Annotated in this window: 21 protein-coding genes, 1 pseudogene and 1 riboswitch; of the genes and pseudogenes, 9 read left to right on the forward strand and 13 right to left on the reverse strand. The window is 38.2% G+C overall.

Annotated elements, in window-relative coordinates; translation table 11 throughout:
- A pseudogene (locus AM305_RS00400) lies at positions 1-190 on the reverse strand (factor H binding protein domain-containing protein); the annotation flags it as partial.
- A gap of 148 nt (positions 191-338) precedes the next feature.
- Between AM305_RS00400 and AM305_RS00405 the strand changes: the two are divergent.
- Entirely contained in the window at positions 339-719 is a 381-nt protein-coding gene (locus AM305_RS00405; RefSeq protein WP_005821968.1) for a helix-turn-helix domain-containing protein, read from the forward strand.
- Positions 720-896: 177 nt separating this feature from the next.
- On the opposite strand, the gene AM305_RS00410 is transcribed toward AM305_RS00405, so the two are convergent.
- Positions 897-1,883 carry an amidohydrolase family protein gene (locus AM305_RS00410; protein WP_005821970.1) on the reverse strand — a complete coding sequence of 329 codons (987 nt, stop codon included), beginning with the start codon at positions 1,881-1,883 and terminating at the stop codon, positions 897-899.
- A 266-nt stretch (positions 1,884-2,149) separates the two neighbouring features.
- Positions 2,150-2,255, forward strand: a riboswitch (TPP riboswitch).
- A gap of 40 nt (positions 2,256-2,295) precedes the next feature.
- Between AM305_RS00410 and thiB the strand changes: the two genes are divergently transcribed.
- The 4 genes from thiB to folK all read left to right on the forward strand — a co-directional run bounded on the left by thiB (position 2,296) and on the right by folK (position 6,006).
- Positions 2,296-3,288, forward strand: coding sequence for a thiamine ABC transporter substrate binding subunit (thiB, locus tag AM305_RS00415; RefSeq protein ID WP_005821971.1), 993 nt, complete (start codon positions 2,296-2,298; stop codon positions 3,286-3,288).
- Between the two features lie 192 nt (positions 3,289-3,480).
- Positions 3,481-3,927: an RNA polymerase-binding protein DksA gene (dksA, locus tag AM305_RS00420; protein WP_005821973.1), complete on the forward strand. Its 447-nt coding sequence runs from the start codon at positions 3,481-3,483 to the stop codon at positions 3,925-3,927.
- A gap of 63 nt (positions 3,928-3,990) precedes the next feature.
- Positions 3,991-5,514 (forward strand): polynucleotide adenylyltransferase PcnB, encoded by a 1,524-nt coding sequence (gene pcnB / locus AM305_RS00425; RefSeq protein ID WP_420196299.1) that lies wholly within the window; start codon positions 3,991-3,993, stop codon positions 5,512-5,514.
- A 12-nt stretch (positions 5,515-5,526) separates the two neighbouring features.
- On the forward strand, positions 5,527-6,006 hold the full coding sequence (gene folK / locus AM305_RS00430; protein WP_005821975.1) for a 2-amino-4-hydroxy-6-hydroxymethyldihydropteridine diphosphokinase: 480 nt from the start codon (positions 5,527-5,529) through the stop codon (positions 6,004-6,006).
- Positions 6,007-6,039: 33 nt separating this feature from the next.
- On the opposite strand, the gene AM305_RS00435 is transcribed toward folK, so the two are convergent.
- From AM305_RS00435 to AM305_RS00445, 3 genes are read right to left on the reverse strand one after another with little or no spacing between them, the layout of a single operon-like run.
- Positions 6,040-6,237, reverse strand: a complete 198-nt coding sequence (locus tag AM305_RS00435) for a YnbE family lipoprotein (RefSeq protein WP_005821977.1) — start codon at positions 6,235-6,237, stop codon at positions 6,040-6,042.
- Positions 6,234-8,954 (reverse strand): intermembrane phospholipid transport protein YdbH family protein, encoded by a 2,721-nt coding sequence (locus tag AM305_RS00440; RefSeq protein WP_005821979.1) that lies wholly within the window; start codon positions 8,952-8,954, stop codon positions 6,234-6,236. The genes AM305_RS00435 and AM305_RS00440 overlap by 4 nt, the downstream gene beginning before the upstream one ends.
- A 3-nt stretch (positions 8,955-8,957) precedes the next feature.
- Positions 8,958-9,779, reverse strand: a complete 822-nt coding sequence (locus AM305_RS00445; RefSeq protein ID WP_005821982.1) for a hypothetical protein — start codon at positions 9,777-9,779, stop codon at positions 8,958-8,960.
- A gap of 82 nt (positions 9,780-9,861) precedes the next feature.
- Between AM305_RS00445 and gloA the strand changes: the two genes are divergently transcribed.
- Together gloA and rnt are read left to right on the forward strand one after the other, a co-directional pair.
- Positions 9,862-10,269, forward strand: a complete 408-nt coding sequence (gene gloA, locus AM305_RS00450) for a lactoylglutathione lyase (RefSeq protein WP_005821984.1) — start codon at positions 9,862-9,864, stop codon at positions 10,267-10,269.
- A gap of 73 nt (positions 10,270-10,342) precedes the next feature.
- Complete coding sequence (gene rnt / locus AM305_RS00455) at positions 10,343-10,993, forward strand: ribonuclease T (protein WP_005821985.1); 651 nt, start codon at positions 10,343-10,345, stop codon at positions 10,991-10,993.
- 221 nt (positions 10,994-11,214) lie between these two features.
- Here rnt and artM read toward each other — a convergent pair whose 3' ends face one another.
- From artM to mdh, 7 genes are all read right to left on the reverse strand, one after another.
- Positions 11,215-11,892: an arginine ABC transporter permease ArtM gene (gene artM, locus AM305_RS00460; RefSeq protein ID WP_192805812.1), complete on the reverse strand. Its 678-nt coding sequence runs from the start codon at positions 11,890-11,892 to the stop codon at positions 11,215-11,217.
- Positions 11,889-12,560 carry an arginine ABC transporter permease ArtQ gene (gene artQ / locus AM305_RS00465; protein ID WP_005821987.1) on the reverse strand — a complete coding sequence of 224 codons (672 nt, stop codon included), beginning with the start codon at positions 12,558-12,560 and terminating at the stop codon, positions 11,889-11,891. Before artQ ends, artM begins: the two co-directional genes overlap by 4 nt.
- Before the next feature lie 3 nt (positions 12,561-12,563).
- Positions 12,564-13,286, reverse strand: coding sequence for a lysine/arginine/ornithine ABC transporter substrate-binding protein (locus AM305_RS00470; RefSeq protein WP_005821989.1), 723 nt, complete (start codon positions 13,284-13,286; stop codon positions 12,564-12,566).
- A gap of 82 nt (positions 13,287-13,368) precedes the next feature.
- Positions 13,369-14,103, reverse strand: a complete 735-nt coding sequence (gene artP / locus AM305_RS00475; RefSeq protein WP_005821991.1) for an arginine ABC transporter ATP-binding protein ArtP — start codon at positions 14,101-14,103, stop codon at positions 13,369-13,371.
- A 141-nt stretch (positions 14,104-14,244) separates the two neighbouring features.
- The gene (locus AM305_RS00480; RefSeq protein ID WP_005821993.1) at positions 14,245-14,742 is read right to left on the reverse strand and encodes a YbhB/YbcL family Raf kinase inhibitor-like protein; all 498 of its coding nucleotides are present in this window, start codon (positions 14,740-14,742) and stop codon (positions 14,245-14,247) included.
- A 57-nt stretch (positions 14,743-14,799) separates the two neighbouring features.
- The gene (locus AM305_RS00485; protein ID WP_005821995.1) at positions 14,800-15,144 is read right to left on the reverse strand and encodes a hypothetical protein; all 345 of its coding nucleotides are present in this window, start codon (positions 15,142-15,144) and stop codon (positions 14,800-14,802) included.
- 78 nt (positions 15,145-15,222) lie between these two features.
- Positions 15,223-16,179, reverse strand: a complete 957-nt coding sequence (gene mdh, locus AM305_RS00490) for a malate dehydrogenase (protein ID WP_005820331.1) — start codon at positions 16,177-16,179, stop codon at positions 15,223-15,225.
- Between the two features lie 185 nt (positions 16,180-16,364).
- Between mdh and argR the strand changes: the two genes are divergently transcribed.
- Both argR and AM305_RS00500 read left to right on the forward strand, forming a co-directional pair.
- Positions 16,365-16,820 carry a transcriptional regulator ArgR gene (gene argR / locus AM305_RS00495; RefSeq protein WP_005821996.1) on the forward strand — a complete coding sequence of 152 codons (456 nt, stop codon included), beginning with the start codon at positions 16,365-16,367 and terminating at the stop codon, positions 16,818-16,820.
- Positions 16,820-17,758: a TIGR01777 family oxidoreductase gene (locus tag AM305_RS00500; RefSeq protein WP_005821998.1), complete on the forward strand. Its 939-nt coding sequence runs from the start codon at positions 16,820-16,822 to the stop codon at positions 17,756-17,758. The genes argR and AM305_RS00500 overlap by 1 nt, the downstream gene beginning before the upstream one ends.
- Here AM305_RS00500 and AM305_RS12370 read toward each other — a convergent pair.
- On the reverse strand, positions 17,755-17,928 hold the full coding sequence (locus AM305_RS12370) for a DUF5363 domain-containing protein (RefSeq protein WP_005822000.1): 174 nt from the start codon (positions 17,926-17,928) through the stop codon (positions 17,755-17,757). The genes AM305_RS00500 and AM305_RS12370 overlap by 4 nt on opposite strands.
- Positions 17,929-18,040 lie beyond the last annotated feature (112 nt).

The raw sequence follows: 18,040 nt of genomic DNA on the forward strand, positions 1-18,040 counted from the left end.
CTTTTGCAGCTTGCTCCGCAGCCGCTTGTTGCTCTGCTTCCACCTGTTTTTTCAAGGCTTCAATTTGTTTGGCTTGCTCTGGATTATTCGTTGGTGCAGATGAGCCACCGCCACCACCGCCTGAGCTACAAGCTGTTACACCTAATGAAACTAAAATCGCCATTGCTGCTGTTTTAACTGACAAACGCATAGAAAGTCCTTATTTTAATGTGTTATTTAAATAAAATATGTGTAAAATACGAGCTATTTTAAAAGTAGGCTAAATCTTCTGCTAACAACAAATCGTGTGGCAAAGCTACTCAATTTGTGGGTAGACAAATCAAAAAAAGGGGCAATTTGTGAGTGTTAATGAAAAAATCCGAATGGTGCGTGAAATGAACCAGTGGTCGCAAGAAGAGATGGCGGCAAAAATGAATATGTCCACCAACGGTTACGCTAAAATTGAACGTGGCGAAACAAAACTTAATTTACACAAACTTGAACAAATTGCTCAAATTTTTAATATTGATGTGCTGGAACTAATGCAAGGTGGTGGGAAAGGTGTATTTTTTGTGATGAATGATCACAATACAAATTATTATGGCGAAAATGAAAACCTTACCGCCGAAATTGAAAAATTAAAACTGACAATCGCTCATAAGGATGAAATGCTTGCGCAGAAAAATGAGGAAATTGTAGCATTGAAAGAGATTATTGCGCTGTTAAAAGACAAAGCGTAAATGTTGTGTTGTTTGTGATGTCATCTAGTCTTTATACGACCCATTTTAGTCTAGAGATCTCCCCCCCCCTCATTCCACCTCAGTAAATAGGGGGAGAAGTTAAATGAAATAAATTCTGTGCAAATGCTACATAATATCAATTTGCAAATATTATCCCAAATAAGACCGCTTAAAAATTTACAGAAGACCGAGAACTTTACGACCGTTAATACTTGCGATATTAGACATTTCTTCTAAATTCGTGAAACGGCAACCGGCAGAAAGTAAGCTAAGCTCTTGCCACATATCGCCTTCACATAATGGCACCATATAATCACAAATGTTATCGGTACCAATCGCTACGGTAATCCCTTCAGGAATAAGCTCATCTGCCGGTGTTAAAGCATTGTGGAATGGCTGTAAATCTTCTTTACGACCACTGTCAATCCACGCCATCGGGCAAGCAATTACCATCATTTGGCTATCACGCATTTTTTGGTAAAGCATTTTGCGATACTCTTTTGGATGCGCCCCGATTGAAATCCCGTGGATAGCAACCACACGACCTTGCATACCGTGTTCAATCGCTTTATCACAAAGTTGTTCGGTCTCTTTTTCTTTTGGTGTGTTAAATTGATCCACGTGAACGTGCAACATTTTGCCGAGCGATTTCGCTTTATCCATAAGAATATCCATCGCTTCTAAACCTTTGCCGTAATCCAATTCATCACGGTATGGTAAGCCACCAATCATATCGACCATTTCAGAACCGATATCAAACCATTTTTTTGCTGTCGGCTCAATGACACCCTTTAAGGTTTGATTTGCGAATTTTAAGATAATATCGCTTTTGTAAACCTCACGAGCCTTGTGTGCAGCGATAATGGCTCGGTCTTCACAAACACCGTCAATATCAACAAATGTCCCGAATGCAGTAACCCCTTGCGAAATCATTAGCTCAATCGCTTGGCTAAAACGGCGGTAATAATCATCAACGGTTGATTGGCGTTTTACTTCATCAACTAAGTCCCATTTTTGTTGAAGATTCGCATTTTGGTATATTGTGATCTTTTCCGGTGTCATTGTAAAAGCACGGTCAGCGTGTGCGTGTGCATTTACCCAGCCCCCTTTTTTGATAATTTCATCACGAATATGCCCTTTTAGGGTACGAATCAACTGGCTCATTATTTGCTATCCTCTTGTAAAATTTAGGCGAAAAAAAACCGCTTGAATAAAGCGATCTTTAATTAAAAAATAACAATAGAAATGAATAAAAAAAGAGCTACACCTCGTAAATTGAAGTGTAGCTGAGAAAAAGTATATGGAGTTAATGTATGAAGATTCATTTCTAGTTCCTATGTTTGGACTAGGGCGATAGTATAACGATTTTTTTGAAAAAAGCAAACGTTTGCAGGCGGTTGAATTTCTCTTTTTTTTTGCATAAAATCCCAACGTTCTCATCGGAGTGCCTTATTTGAAGGCTGAGAGATAGCAACTATCAATCCGTAGAACCTGAACTGACTAATATCAGCGTAGGGATTTGAGAAGATCATCATATTCTTCCCGAAATCCTTTGCATCAAACAAAGGGCTATAAAATGAAACCAACAAAATTTATTATCGCACTATCTGCTCTAACCACTTCTCTTTCTGCTTTTGCTGAAAAGCCTGTATTAAATGTTTACACCTACGATTCCTTCGCTTCTAAATATGGACCAGCTGCCGAATTAGAAAAATTATTTGAAAAAGATTGTGAATGTGATGTTCGCTTTCTGCCTTTTGAAAATGGCGTTACCATGCTAAATCGTGTCCGTTTAGAAGGCAATAAAACAAAAGCAGACGTGGTTGTCGGCATTGATAATTTCACTCAACCAGAGGCGGAAAAAAGCGGATTATTTAGCGAACATAATCTGACATTACAAGATCTTTCCCTCCCGACAATTTGGCAAAGCAGCATTTTTTACCCTTATGACTATAGCGAATACGCCTTTATCTACAATAAAGAAAAATTAAAAAATCCACCAACTTCCTTAAAAGAGCTGATGGAACGCCAAGATTTAAAAGTCATTTATCAAGATCCAAGAACCAGCACCGTAGGGCGTGGTTTTTTAGTGTGGGTCAATCAAGCCCTTTCCTCAAAAGGCAACATTTCAGAATTTTGGGAAAAATTGGCTAAACATACTGTTACCATTGGCAAAGGTTGGTCTGAAACTTATGGCGCTTATTTAAAAGGCGAAGCGGATTTAGTATTAAGCTATACAACTTCGCCACTTTATCATCAATGGTATGAAAATGATGATAAAAATGTGGCGGCAATTTTTGAAGAAGGGCATTTAATGCAGATCGAATTAGCCGCAATTTTAAAAAGCAGCAAACAAAAAGTCTTGGCGCAACAATTTTTACGTTTTTTACATCAGCCGGAAGCTCAACGCATTATTGCTAAAGCCAATATAATGAAGCCGGTAATCAGCGGAGAAATCGATCCTTTATTAACCGCCTTACCAAAAATAAAAGTGCTTGAAAATCAACAACCTAATAGCGAAGTTATCCGCCAATGGCTCAACGATTGGCAAAAAGCGGTAAGTCGTTAATCTAAAATCCCTCAAAAACGGAGTAAATATTGCTCCGTTTGGCTTTATTTTTAATCTGTTATATATACAAATTTTCATATTTTTTGTAAAAGTATTTGCTAAATGGTTCAAGTTCTGTTATCAATAGCGACCTCAAAATGTACCGCATTTTTTGCCCTAATGATGGGAATAAATTAACAACAGGAGTGTATTATGGCAGTGGCAAACACCACGTCTTTAGGTTTATTGGCATTGGCCGGCGTAAAACCTTATGAACTGAAAAAAGATGAAGAATATATGAATGAAGCGCAAAAAGAGCACTTCAGCAAAATTCTAAAAGCTTGGCACGCACAAATTATGGACGAAGCGGAGCGTACCAAAAGCCAAATGCAAGAAGAAGTTGCAAACTTTGCCGATCCGGCAGACCGAGCAACCCAAGAAGAAGAATTTAGTTTAGAACTCCGCAACCGCGATCGTGAACGTAAATTGTTAAAGAAAATTGAGCAAACGCTTAACAAAATTGCCGAAGATGATTACGGTTATTGTGAAACCTGTGGCGTTGAAATCGGTTTAAAACGTTTAGAAGCTCGCCCAACTGCGGATCTTTGCATTGATTGCAAAACATTAGCAGAAATCCGTGAAAAACAGATGGGTCTATAATCAGCAAAACGGAGAGTAATAAACTCTCCGTTGTTCACTTTAACACGTGAAATTAAGAGGTGAATTATTTTTAATTATATTAAATCCTTTTTTTCTCGTTCTAAAAAAGGCAAAACATCTTCTGATGTTAATGCTATTCAACAAGAAAAGAAAATAGATAACCGTCCTACTCGTTCAGTACAGGTATCATCTGAACGGGCGTCTCGTGCTAAAAACAAACGAGCGCAAGAGCAAGTTCCTTCACATATCCTACATAAAAAATTTACGATCAATGCCGCACATCATCAAATCACAACAAAAGATTTTCCAAAGCAAGCATTATCTATCGTTGAAAAACTTCACAAAGCAGGATATGAAGCCTACATTGTAGGTGGCTGTGTTCGTGATTTGCTGTTAGGTAAAAACCCGAAAGATTTTGATATTTCAACCAATGCACGTCCAGAAGAAGTTCAAAAGATTTTTGGTCGTCAGTGCCGCTTAGTCGGTCGCCGCTTCCGTTTGGCACATATTGTCTTTGGTCGTGAAATCTACGAAGTCGCTACTTTCCGTGCGGGTCATGAAAACCATACCAATGACAAAATCTCTAAAATCAGTGATGCTGGTATGCTTTTACGTGATAATGTTTACGGCACTATGCGTGAAGATGCAGAACGCCGAGATTTTTCCGTTAATGCGTTTTACTACGACCCTCGCCATAACTTAATCTATGATTTTTTCAATGGGTTGGAAGATTTAAACGCAGGTAAATTGCGCTTACTCGGTAACCCTGTTCAGCGTTATCAGGAAGATCCTGTACGTATGCTACGTGCCATCCGCTTTATGGCAAAATTAGATATGTTCTTAGATCGCGCAACAGCTGATCCGATCAAAGAAATGGCGCCATTGCTAAAAATGATCCCGGCTGCACGTTTATTTGATGAATCATTAAAATTATTGCAATCCGGTGCAGGGTTAAAAACTTATCAATTATTGCGCGAATACCACTTATTTGAACCGCTTTTCCCTGTGCTTATGCCGTTTTTTACTGAAAAGCAAGATTCAAATGCGGAACGCATGATTACCAAAGCGCTAACCTCAACCGATGAGCGTATTCGAGATAAATTACCAGTTAATCCGGCATTCTTATTTGCAGCGCTTTTTTGGTATCCTCTACGTGAAAAAATTGATGAACTTAAAAACGAAGGTGGCTTAAATAACCATGATTCAATGATGTTAGCCGCCAATGATATTTTAGATGAAAGCTGTAAATCTGTGGCATTGCACCGCCGTCATACGGGGGTAATTCGTGAAATCTGGGCACTTCAATTTCAAATGACTCGCCGCACCGGAAAACGTCCTTTACAAACATTAGAGGCACAAAAATTCCGAGCCGGTTTTGATTTACTGGTTATGCGAGCGGAAATTGAAGGGGGCGATCTCGTTGAACTCTCAGCTTGGTGGCATGAGTTCCAATTTAGCAACGATCAACAACGTGCAGAGATGTTACAAGCGGTAAAAAAATTACCGCATGTTGCAGATGAAGAGAAGAAAAAACGCCGCCGTAAAACCTTTCGCCGTAAGAAAAAAACCAGCAACAAAGCGGAATAAAAAGAGATGAGTATGACATTAAAAACGGTTTACGTTGCTCTCGGCTCTAATCTTGATAATCCGTTAGAACAACTGAAACAAGCGGTTGAATCGTTAAAAACATTTGCAATTGATTTTGAGGTAAGCCCTTTTTATGGTTCAAAACCATTAGGGCCTCAAGATCAACCGGATTATGTTAATGCGGTTGCTAAATTTAAAACGGATCTAGCTGCTTTAGATTTGCTTGATCGATTACAACAAATTGAAAATCAGCAAGGGCGTGTTCGCTTACGGAGATGGGGAGAAAGAACGCTTGATTTAGATCTTCTCCTTTATGGCAACGAACAAATTCAAAATGAGCGTTTAACCGTGCCACATATTGAAATGAAAAATCGTGAATTTGTGATCGTACCGCTCTATGATTTATCGCCTGAATTGCTCTTGCCTCAGGGCGAAAAATTAGAAGATCTCTATCAAATATTTAAAAACCATCAAATGGTTACTTTTAATTGAAATGCTTCCCCTTGCTTATGAGGGGAAGCATTTTTATTCTGCTTGCTTTTCTAAATTCTCGCTTGTTGTAATCACAGCCCTTGATCGCTCATCCATTTTTACCTCAATTTTATGATCAACAACCACATTCATATTGATCGTGATCCCTTCTTCTGGCGTTTCTAACTGAATTTTAGGCGTACAAGCGGTTAAATTTAGGATTAACATTGCAAATAAAATCAATGGTTTCATTTTTTATTATCCAGTTTTTGATAAAGGTTATTTTCAATCCCCTGTTCAACATAAGAACCGGCATTGATTAAATGCCATAAATGAAAAATGTTTTCTTTATGGTTGTAATTAAAATTCACTTTTGCTTTCTCTTGCTGGTTAAGTTGGAGCTTAAGTTTAGCATCTAACACCATATCACCTTGTTTGCCAACGTTGATTAAACTACGTAAATCATTGATCCTTGTATCGTTTAGCAGATACAACAAAATTCGTTCTGAATAACCACTACTTTTTGAGATTGCCGCCATCAGTTCTGGCGAAATTTTTAGGTTTGAAATGGCGGATTGCGTTAATAAACCATCACAAATATAACAAGGCTCGCCATCTAACCAAAACGGCAATACCGCACTTGCTCGACCTTTTAAATCAATTTGTTGATATTGCATGAGCGACATTATCTGCTCTAAATCAATATTCTCCAATTTTAAATAAGCGGGGTCTCGCTGTGGTAAAGACAAACGCTCCACCATTAGGTTCCCACCCAATAATTGCATGGTTAGCTTACTTAAATTAAGTGGTTTTGAGGCAGAATAAGGGTAATAACCATCAATATTCAGATGAATATCGTAAATGGGTAATCCCTGCTTCATTTCAGCAATCGTTACTGCGATTGGCTGTTTTTCCCCAAATTTGAATTGTCCGCGATCTAATGCATAAGGCAAAGTGAATTCAACGCCGTTAATTTCGCCATTGGGTAATGACAATCCGCCATTTTTAATGGAAATTCGACCGCTTGCAACTAATCCGCCTGCCTCTGTGGCTAAAGTATGAAAATCCGTATATCCGCTTACCGTTCCGGCTTTGATTACCCAGTTGTATCTTGGCGGAATTAACGGCTGAAAAACATCCGCAGATTGTTTATCCCAACGAAGCTGTCCTTGGAATGAACTTCGAGAAGATTTTTCATCTAAATGGCGTTGTGCAGAAAGTTCGATCGGACCAACTTTCCCTGCTTGAATTTTTCCATCAAAGCGTAATTTCTCGATTTCTCCATCAAAATTTAATTTAGTGCTTGGGCGTAATAATTTGCCACCATAATTGAATTGGATTTCAGGCGAAACAATCTCTGCACCGCCCATTAAATGCCATTTTTCATAGGCGAATTTAACAGGTGAAGTTAAACGTAATTCGGCTTGAGGGATAAAAATGCTTTTATGTTTTACCTGTGCCATCTTGCCATTTAACTGGTCAATTTGAACCAAATTTGAATGCCATTGCCCCTTTCCGTCTAAGGCAATTTTACTATTTAGTGCTTTTAAATGCGCATTCCCTGATAACTGCCATTGCCATAAATCTTGCTGATGAGCTTTTCCGGCATAGTTATCAAAAAAGTTGAGTAACCCCATTTTGAAATGGTTTGCCGAGCCATCTAAATGTAAATCAATATCTTGGAAATCCGGCGTTTCGCCTTTAAAACTCGCTTGAAAACGCCCTGTTACCCCATAGCGATCAAAGCGGATATTCCCTAACGGAATCGTCAATTCTTTAATCGTGAGTAAACGCTCTTTACCGCTGATAATGTGGAACATCGACTTCGGCGAAAACTGCATTCCTTTTTCATTTGCCTGAATCGTTGCTTGGCTAAACAAACGAAACGAATTGTATTTTACATAGCCAGATAACGTAAACGGTAAGTCAAATTCATGAGGGCTTTTAATCACGCCTTTTGTAGTTGCAATACTTAAGGTATGTTTATCATGAGAGAAAAAGTTAGCTCTAAATTGTATCTGAATAGGAAAAATCTCGCCCTTAATTAAATTTTTCGGCGTAATTGTCGCCGTGGTTGAGCCATTGATAGGAAAATCTTTTAACCACTCCCAATTAAATTTTCCTTGGTAGATATCCAAAGCATTTAAATCAAATTTAAACGGTAATTTTAGGGTATTTTTAGGTTGTTTTTCTGAAGTAAATACGAGCGTTCCCACTAATGCATTTTCTTCATTGGGTGTCCAATTAAGCAAAACACTTCCTGCCCGTAATTCTTCATTGCTGATTAAGGCTTTAGGCAATTGCCAATGGTAATCGCCTTCAAATTGTTTTGGCATGGCAAGCAAATTATCGTCAAGCTGGGTAGAAAATAATAGATTATGTTTTTCTTCCCCAGAAGGTTGATAAAAAAGATTGCCACTTAATTGGTTATTGGTAAATTTTCCATCAAATTGAACCGCTTGTTGCATCACTTTAGCTGCTAAAATGTTTTGCTTATATATCACATTTAGCTGTGTGGATTCGTTCAATAGTTGCTTTAATCGAGGGTTTAAATCTTCAGGAACATTTTTCCATACGAGCGATTTAACAATCACTTCGCTTTCAGGCAGTAACGCCAAAATAGGATTAAGTGAAAACGTCTCTTGTTTGGTTTCTGAGGTTGGCATATTCAGCAGGCAGGCATAATCCAGAGATACTCGCTCAGCAGTTAATTTTTTCGGGATTCCCCAATTCAGTTGTATATCATCAACAGTAGCAAGTGAACAAGCCTGATAACGAAGCGTGAATTGAGGAAGAGACGCACCTTCTTGCTGAAGTTGAAAACCACCTTTTTCAACCGAAATTTGCCACTCTTTTGGTAAAAAAATATTTACCACAGTGCTAAATTGGCTGCTGGTAAGCAACATCGTGCCACTTGCAAGCAGTAGCACAAACAAAATAACAAAAGCAACGAAGATGCGTTTGAGCATAAATTAGATGTTGGTTAAAGGATAAAGCATCGCACAGAAAGTAGCTAATGACCACCCTAATGGATTTTTAATCTGTTTTTCGCCTTTGCCAAGTAACAACCAGGCGAGGCAAGCAAAAATCACAAATTGCGATGCAAAATACAGAATATAAGGCATTAAGCTCATTTCAGGCATAAGTTGTAACTGTTGATATAAGACAAATGCAACCCAAAAATAATTTAAGACTAAGACCAAAAGCGCTAGCTGAACGAGCAATTTGAAAAAGACATCTAACCGGCTTTTTGCCAACATCATATACCAGCCTGCTAATAAAATTCCTAGCAACAACTGAGCAAAATTATTGGCTCTAACCCAATTGAATAGCGAAGGAATTTCTACCCAATACACAAGCAGATATAAAATAGCTCCCACGGCAACCATGGCAAAACCGCAGTACATTATCGTGTTATACAGTTTTTCCTCATCAGGTAATGACCAATAGACAAAAGTTAAAACGAGTGAGGCAAGCCCCGCAATGAGTAACGGTGTATGTTTAGGCGTGAAAGCGAGCGAATAGGCCAAATTACCCAATGCAAATAACAAGAAAAATTTAAAGACAAAGGTTAATCGCCCGGTTTGCCCCGGGCAAATTTGCCCTTTCCAAAACACAAAAAGACTAATCAATACCGCAATAAAAAAAGCCAATAGATAGGGCGAAATAAAAATCATGTTGGCAGGCGCAAAATAGTGATTTACCACCATTTCGATGAAAAGCATTGCCCCCATAGGTAAAAAGGCGTGGCTTGCAATTTCATATTTTTTTTCAGAATCGTGAGAATGGGACATAATAATCAGCATAGAAAAATGATTTTAAAGTAGAATTATGCCATAATATCCCCGTTTTTTTAACTTTTAAGAGGATTTAGCAATGCGAATTTTACATACGATGCTACGCGTTGGCGATTTGGAACGTTCTGTCAAATTTTATACAGAAGTTTTAGGAATGAGAGAACTTCGCCGAAGTGAAAATCCAGAATATAAATATACGCTCGTTTTTGTTGGGTATAGCGATGAAAGCGAAAGTGCGGTCATTGAACTAACTTATAACTGGGGTGTAGAGAGTTATGAACTAGGCACTGCTTATGGTCATATTGCTCTTGGTGTCGATGACATTTATAGCACTGTAGAAGCTATCCGTGCTGCAGGTGGTAAAATTACACGTGAACCAGGTCCGGTATTAGGTGGTAAAACCGTTATCGCTTTTGCGGAAGATCCGGATGGTTACAAAATTGAATTTATTGAAAACAAACAGGCAAAAGACGCTTTAGGTAACTAATCTTTAAGCGATTTTGTCGGCACGGGTTACGACTCGTGCCTTTTTATTTGACGATAGAAGTTTATCTCTGTTTATGGAACAACAAACTCCCGATTATCACTTATTAAAGAACCGCTTTCGTGGTTATTTGCCTGTTATTATTGATGTTGAAACGGCAGGCTTAAATGCTCAAACGGATGCGCTATTAGAAATTGCGGCTATTACGGTAAAAATGGACGAGAATGGCTATTTAGTGCCTGACCAAAAGTGCCATTATCACATACAGCCATTTGAAGGCGCTAATATCAACCAAGACTCGCTAAAATTTAATGGTATTGATATCGATAACCCTCTACGTGGTGCAGTCCCTGAAAATATTGCGATCCCAGAAATGTTTAAAATGGTGCGTAAAGCCATGAAAGAGCAAGGTTGCCAACGTGCGGTTATCGTGGCACATAATGCAGCTTTCGATCAAGGTTTCTTGCAAGCTGCCGCCAAACGAATTAATGCAAAGCGAGATCCTTTTCATCCTTTTGCTATGTTTGATACAGCAACACTTGCCGGTTTCATGTATGGTCAAACGGTTTTAGTCAAGGCTTGCCAAATAGCAAATATCGCCTTTGATGGTAAACAAGCTCATTCCGCATTATACGACACAGAAAAAACCACAGAATTATTCTGTACTATGGTTAATCGCCTAAAAGATCTCGGTGGATACCCTATCGTTCCACCACAAAATACTTAACAAAAATCCCAGAGGTTTCTGGGATTTTCAGTCTGATGCCCCATACGAACCATATAGGATTATTTAATCTGAATCGCTCTGCACCCCTTTCTTTCAGCCCTGGCGGAGCTTAGTTTAACGAACCTAGCACTACTCGTGCTAGGTTATAGAGGGGAAAATTTTACATGCTCTTTAAAAGATGAATGGCACGAGAGGTTAGCTCGTGCCATGATTGCATAAAACTACTTCGCATCTACTCGTTCGAAAGCGAGTACCTTGTGCTCTAATTTACGCAAGAGAATCGTCATGATACCGGTAATCACAAGATAAATAAGCCCTGCCATACTATAAATGCCTATCGCATCATATTCTGTACCATAAAGCTGGCGAGCATAACCCATAATATCTAAGATCGTAATCGTAGAAGCTAAAGATGTTCCTTTAAACACTAAAATGATTTCATTGCTGTATGAAGGTAATGCACGTTTTAAGGCATAAGGAATCAGAATCTTTAACGTATCTAAACGACTTAATCCTAATGCGGCACAAGTCTCCCATTGCCCTTTTGGAATTGCTTTCACGGCACCGTGAAATAGTTGTGTTGAATACGCCGCACTATTTAATGCTAACGCCAATACGGCACAAAACCATGCATCTGAAAATAAGATCCAAAGAGGGCTATCAATCAACCATTGGAACTGTCCGGGCCCACTGTAAATCAGGAAAAATTGAACAAGAAGCGGTGTTCCGGTAAAGAGCATCAAATAACCATTCACGAATCCTTTGACAATCTTATTCTCCATAGAAAGTAAGAAAGTAAAGAAAACGGCAATCACAAATGCAATTACTAACGAAGTCGCCATTAAACCTAAACTCGTTGGGATCCCTTGGGCAATAAAAGAAAGATAATCCATCATTATTTGCCCCCTCGTTCAAAACGTGTGAAACGTAATTCTAAATAACGAATAATAACTTGGCTTACTAATGTAATTGCCAAGTAAATCAATGCTGCTAAACCAAACCAAGTAAAAGGCTGATGTTCATTTGTATTGATTAACTCTGATTGACGCATTAAGTCATGAACACCGATAAGCGATACCAATGCTGTATCCTTTAAAAGCACTAGCCATTGATTACTTAATCCTGGTAAAGCATGTCGCCATACTTGCGGCATAATAATGTGAATGAAAGTATAGCCTCGGCTTAGTCCTAATGCTGTGCCACTTTCCCATTGACCAACAGGAACCGCTTGAATCGCTCCTCGTAATGATTGCGAAGCATAAGCAGCAAAAATCAAACTTAACGCCAGTACACCACAATTAAAAGCACTAAACTCAATATATTCGCCCGTGAGTTTCTCAATTAGCTCTGTTGAACCAAAATAAATCAAGAGAACCACCAAAATTTCAGGAAGCCCTCGTAATAATGCTAAAAAAACAGTGGTCGGTTTACTTATCACGCTCAATTTACTTGTTTCTAAACTCACAAATAAAATAGAGAGTAATAAACCAACGATAAGAGAAGCAAGTGCAAGCCCTAAGGTCATTAGGGTTGCACTGTAAATTAAAGGGAGATATTCCGTAAACATAGATTACTTATTAGTCATCCATTTATCATAAATTTTTTGGTATTCGCCATTTGCTTTAATTGCCGCCAGACCTTTATTTAAGTCATTTGCCAATTCAGTATTACTTTTGTTTACAGCGATACCTAAACCGTTACCAAAGTAAGTTTTATTTGTTACTTTATCGCCCACAAAGGCTAATTCAGGTTCTTTTTTCAACATGTCTGCTAAAACGGCAGTGTCACCAAAAATTAAATCAATACGTCCATTTTTCAAGTCTAAGATTGAGTTTTGTAATGAATCATAAGATTTAGGCGTATACTGTTTTGCTTCTGCAATCACATATTCTTTAAATGTTGTACCATTTTGTACGCCCACATTTTTCGCCGTTGTTAAATCTGCTTTACCTTTTACTGCAATAAAACTTGCCGAGCTGTCATAGTAGGGTTCAGAGAAAAGTACTTGTTTACTACGTTTTTCTGTAATATCAATTGCAGAGATTGCAGCATCAATGCGTTTTTGTTTAAGCGCTTGAATTAAGCCATCAAAAGCCAGCCCTTTAAATGAACAGGTTGCTTGAATTTCTTTACAAATTGCGTTTGCCACATCTACATCAAATCCAATGATATCGCCTTTTTCATTGGTTAATTCAAAAGGAGGATAGCTTGGTTCCATTGCAAACGTAATGTCTTTTGCTTGTGCAGAACATGCTGCAAAAGCCATTGCTGAAACAAGAAGTAATTTTTTCATTTTTAAGTCCTTATTGTGGTTTGCGTAATAAATCATATTGCTTGTTTAACAAGCGGTTTAATTATCAGACAAATTTGCTTATTTACTCAGAATGAGAAAGATAATTGGCAAATTCGGCGGTTTTTGGCGATTCAAAACAACTTGAATCTCCTTGTTCGATAATTTTCCCTTTTTCCATATAAACGACTTTTGTCGCGACTTTACGAGCTACGCCCACTTCATGCGTAACAATCACTTGTGTGATACCGGTTTCTTTCAATTCTTTAATGATATCAACTACTTGTGCGGTAATTTCAGGGTCTAGTGCTGCAGTCGGTTCATCAAATAAAAGTACTTGGGGTTGCATCATTAGTGCTCGTGCAATCGCCACACGTTGTTGTTGTCCACCTGAAAGCTGCAAAGGGAAACGCTCTGCAAATTCTGCTAAACGTAAACGCGCTAAGAGTGCTAGTGCTTGTTTTGTTGCCTCTTCTTTTGATAAGCCTAACACTTTCATTGGCGCTTCAATCAAGTTTTCGATAACCGTTAAGTGATTCCATAAATGATATTGTTGGAAAACCATCCCCACTTCACGGCGGAGTAAAGCAATCTGTTTATTGTCTGTTTTAGCCGATAAATCAAAGTGATGATTTGCAATTTCAAGCGTGCCTGATTGTGGTACTTCTAATAAGTTTAATGTACGAATTAAGGTACTTTTCCCTGCGCCTGAAGGCCCAAGCAAAACAACAACATCGCCTTTTTCAATTTCTAAGTTAATATCAAATAAGGCTTGGTTACTGCCATAAAAAAAATTGACATGATGAATACGAATTGCCATTCGTGAAAATCCTATATTTTTTAAAACTGAATGAATATTATGAATTTTTGCATAACTATGCAAGAAAATTTTGATAAATTTGTAAAAAAAAGCAAAAAATAAACCGCTTAACAAAGCGGTTCATTCAAATAATCGCCAAATTTATACATCATATGTTCCCATGATACTTGCCGTTGCTAAGATATGATCTTGCATCGCAAAGTGTAAATCATTAAAACGGAATCCTGAAGCTAAGTTCAATTTGCAATCCAGCGCATAAACAATCAATTCATAACGATGTTTGCAATTTGGTGGAGCCATGCCACCATAATATGAGGCTTCTTCAATAGAAAAATTACCTAATTTACTCGCCCAGCTGTTTGCCCCCTGAGTAAAATCAGTAGCCGTTATACTCTCATTTTCTTCTACATAAGCCCGCTCAAGATCACTGATAAGCCAGTGAATCCAAACAAATCCGCTTGCTGTGATAGCATCTTTATCTTCAAGCACGACAGCAAAAGATTTTGTGCCCTCTGGAGCATCATTAATTTCAAAAGGGATAGAGTAAGTTGGCATACCATTTGGGCTAAATTGCACACCTCTTTTACCATACTGATCTTCAAACGCACCATTCACAATAGCTTTACTGGTCACTTTCATTTTACATTCCTTATATAAAAAAAGACCGCTTGCCATGCAAGCGATCTCAAATTTCAATTAATTAGATTGATAACGAGAAATAGCTGTTTTCACTCCACCGTTATTTAAACAAGCTTCGTTAAGTAATGACATTGAGAAAGTCCCATCATTACAAATCGCCGTTGCTTTTTCAGGAACAAAGATCACTTGACTTTGATTCCATGTTGGTGCTGCTTGTTGGTAAGTCGTTTTACCTATTGCATTTTCTTCATTAAAATGCACGACGGCATCCTGTAATGCCGTACCTTTAGCACCAACATTAGAAACATCTGCATTTTCTACAACGCCTACTTTATCCCCACTTGAACAAGCACTCAAAAGAGACGCTAACATAAGCATAGCTAATGGATATTTTTTACTCATAATTGCTCTTCCTTTGTTAAAAATAACAAGGAAAGTATACAAAAAGGGGTGAATAACTCAACCCTTTTTAGCTTGCTTTTATGCTTGATTTACAAAATCTTTCCCGATCTTGATATCATTTTCTAAGATTTTAACCATTTCAGCTAACTGCTCTTTTTCATATTGGCTTAACTCGCCGATTGGTAAAATTTCTTCTACCCCTTCTAAACCAAAACGAACCGGCTGAGCAAAGAATTCCGGATAACCGCTGCCTTCCTTACTTTCAACATAAGCATAACGCACACAGCCATCGCCTAATAATGCTTCAAAAACGGCAACGGCAAAACGTGCGCCAGATTCCGCCATAGATAGAGTTGCTGAACCACCACCCGCTTTTGCTTCAACCACTTCAGTACCAGCATTTTGAATACGGTAAGTTAATTTCTCAATTTCTTCTTGGGTTAATTCAACTTTACGACCTTCAGAAAGTGCTTGAGATAATAAAGGTAAAATCGTTGGGCCTGAGTGACCACCAATAACCGGTACACGAACAGTTTCAACGTGCTTATCTTTTAATTCAGACATAAAGGTTTTAGCACGTACTACATCTAATGTTGTTACACCAAATAATTTACGTTTATCGTACACGCCTTTTTTACGTAAAACTTCAGCAGCAATTGGCACTAAAGTATTTACTGGGTTTGTTACAATCCCGATACACGCTTTCGGACAAACATCAGCCACTTTCTCAACTAAGTTTTTGATAATACCTGCGTTAATATTGAATAAATCTGCACGCGTCATACCTGGTTTACGTGCAACACCGGCCGTAATTAACACCATATCTGAGTTTTTAAGAGCTTCTGTTGGATCTTCACCAGAATAGCCTACCGCTTTTACTGAAGTTGGAACATGGCTAATATCTACTGCGATCCCAGGGGTTACAGGAGAAATATCATAAAGTGCTAATTCTGTGCCAACCGGAAGTCTTAGTTTCAGCAATAATGCTAATGTTTGACCAATACCACCTGCAGCGCCTAAAAGTGTAAGTTTCATAAAAACCACCTAATCATAAAGAGTTAAAAAAATCTGCGCGAAGTTTATCAAACTTTTTAATATAGAGGGAAAAAATTTTCCTATATAAAAATAAACCTCTACAAATAAAATGGCTAATAGATTGCTTTTTTTGCATAAATAAGCAAAAATTCTGCATATTTGAGTATTCTTAAAAGGGGAATGTCATGGACAAACTTTCTGAAGCGTTTAAATCATTATTAAAAGAAGAAAAATTTAGTTCACAAAGTGAAATTGTGAGTGCATTGCAAGAATTAGGCTTTGATAACATCAACCAATCTAAAGTTTCGCGAATGTTATCTAAATTTGGTGCGGTTCGGACACGAAATACAAAAATGGAAATGGTGTATCAATTACCTACCGAATTAGGCGTTCCTACGACCTCAAGCCCTTTGCGCAATTTAGTGGTTGATATTGATCACAATGATTTATTGATTGTAGTAAAAACTAGCCCAGGTGCGGCGCAGCTTATCGCTCGCCTTTTAGACTCTATGGGAAAAAGTGAAGGCATTTTAGGAACCATAGCCGGCGATGATACGATTTTCATTACACCGACAAAATCAATGCCTATTGAAACACTTATGCATACGGTTACTGAACTTTTTGAGAATAATTCACTTTAATGAATATTTTAATTACAGGCGGAACAGGTTTTATTGGCACACCACTTGTTGCACGTTTGGCACAAGACGGGCATAAAATAACTATTCTTACCCGTCAAGAAAAACCAACTTCGCCATACCAAGCGGTTACTTTTTGCCAAAATCTTGCACATTTTCAAAATTTAAACGATTTTGATGCTGTTATTAATTTAGCAGGCGAACCGATTTTTGATAAACGTTGGACAGAAAAACAAAAGCGAATTTTGCAAGAGAGCCGTTTAAACATCACTCGCCAATTGGTTGAGCTGATTGAAAAAAGTAGCAATCCACCAGACACACTGCTGTCAGGTTCTGCTACCGGCTATTACGGCGATCTTCCCTACAATCAGATTCAGTACGACGAGCTTACCCCTGTAGGTAACCAATTTACGTCTTTATTGTGCCAAAATTGGGAAAATGAGGCGTTAAAAGCGGCACACAAAACTCGAGTCTGCTTACTGCGAACCGGTATGGTGCTTTCTGCTCAAGGAGGCGCATTAAAGCGAATGTTACCGTTATTCGAAAAAGGACTTGCAGGGAAATTGGGAAATGGCAAACAGCATTGGGCGTGGATTTCCTTAGAAGATTATTTAAATGCCGTGTTGTTTTTGCTTAAAAATAACCATTGCCAAGGTGCTCATAACCTTGTGGCACCTTATCCTGTGACTAACGCATTTTTTACACAATGGTTGGCAAAAAAACTTCACCCTATGCATTTTGCTACATCTAAAATGCTAGCAAAAAGGGCATTGGCTCAACGCATAGCAAATATCTCAACCCCAGAATGCCTTTTAAAAAGCGTTTTAGGCGAACGTGTAGCATTACTATTAGATAATCAACCTTTGATACCCAAACGTTTATTGGAAAGCGGTTTTCAATTCCACTATCCTTCTTTACAGAGAATCGATATATCAAATTAGCTAGCTTGTTCGGTTTTATCTCTAGGTTGTTTTTCTTTTTTCTCTGGCTCAGGATCAAATTTCACAACAGGAACACAGCCTCGGCAAGCGCCTTGATTTACACCAAGTTCTTCACAGAATTTGTCATATTTTTCTAAGGCTTTTTTGAACCAACTTTTTTGTTCTGACATGGATTCCTCCAAAGTTGAGTTATAAGAGGTTTAACGGCATTATGTAGCATTTGCACAAAGAATCATTTAGCTCTTTCAAAGACCTTCGCTCCCTCCGTTTACGGAGGGAGCT

Source organism: Actinobacillus minor NM305 (assembly GCF_000175195.1).
Classification (GTDB): domain Bacteria; phylum Pseudomonadota; class Gammaproteobacteria; order Enterobacterales; family Pasteurellaceae; genus Haemophilus_A; species Haemophilus_A minor.

Excerpts from the sequence above, each read along its gene's own strand:
- AM305_RS00410 (WP_005821970.1), bottom strand. The coding sequence starts at position 1,883 with ATGAGCCAGTTGATTCGTACCCTAAAAGGGCATATTCGTGATGAAATT.
- thiB (WP_005821971.1), top strand. The coding sequence starts at position 2,296 with ATGAAACCAACAAAATTTATTATCGCACTATCTGCTCTAACCACTTCT.
- dksA (WP_005821973.1), top strand. The coding sequence starts at position 3,481 with ATGGCAGTGGCAAACACCACGTCTTTAGGTTTATTGGCATTGGCCGGC.
- folK (WP_005821975.1), top strand. The coding sequence starts at position 5,527 with ATGACATTAAAAACGGTTTACGTTGCTCTCGGCTCTAATCTTGATAAT.
- AM305_RS00435 (WP_005821977.1), bottom strand. The coding sequence starts at position 6,237 with ATGAAACCATTGATTTTATTTGCAATGTTAATCCTAAATTTAACCGCT.
- AM305_RS00440 (WP_005821979.1), bottom strand. The coding sequence starts at position 8,954 with ATGCTCAAACGCATCTTCGTTGCTTTTGTTATTTTGTTTGTGCTACTG.
- AM305_RS00445 (WP_005821982.1), bottom strand. The coding sequence starts at position 9,779 with ATGTCCCATTCTCACGATTCTGAAAAAAAATATGAAATTGCAAGCCAC.
- gloA (WP_005821984.1), top strand. The coding sequence starts at position 9,862 with ATGCGAATTTTACATACGATGCTACGCGTTGGCGATTTGGAACGTTCT.
- rnt (WP_005821985.1), top strand. The coding sequence starts at position 10,343 with ATGGAACAACAAACTCCCGATTATCACTTATTAAAGAACCGCTTTCGT.
- artQ (WP_005821987.1), bottom strand. The coding sequence starts at position 12,560 with ATGTTTACGGAATATCTCCCTTTAATTTACAGTGCAACCCTAATGACC.
- AM305_RS00470 (WP_005821989.1), bottom strand. The coding sequence starts at position 13,286 with ATGAAAAAATTACTTCTTGTTTCAGCAATGGCTTTTGCAGCATGTTCT.
- artP (WP_005821991.1), bottom strand. The coding sequence starts at position 14,103 with ATGGCAATTCGTATTCATCATGTCAATTTTTTTTATGGCAGTAACCAA.
- AM305_RS00480 (WP_005821993.1), bottom strand. The coding sequence starts at position 14,742 with ATGAAAGTGACCAGTAAAGCTATTGTGAATGGTGCGTTTGAAGATCAG.
- AM305_RS00485 (WP_005821995.1), bottom strand. The coding sequence starts at position 15,144 with ATGAGTAAAAAATATCCATTAGCTATGCTTATGTTAGCGTCTCTTTTG.
- mdh (WP_005820331.1), bottom strand. The coding sequence starts at position 16,179 with ATGAAACTTACACTTTTAGGCGCTGCAGGTGGTATTGGTCAAACATTA.
- argR (WP_005821996.1), top strand. The coding sequence starts at position 16,365 with ATGGACAAACTTTCTGAAGCGTTTAAATCATTATTAAAAGAAGAAAAA.
- AM305_RS00500 (WP_005821998.1), top strand. The coding sequence starts at position 16,820 with ATGAATATTTTAATTACAGGCGGAACAGGTTTTATTGGCACACCACTT.
- AM305_RS12370 (WP_005822000.1), bottom strand. The coding sequence starts at position 17,928 with ATGTCAGAACAAAAAAGTTGGTTCAAAAAAGCCTTAGAAAAATATGAC.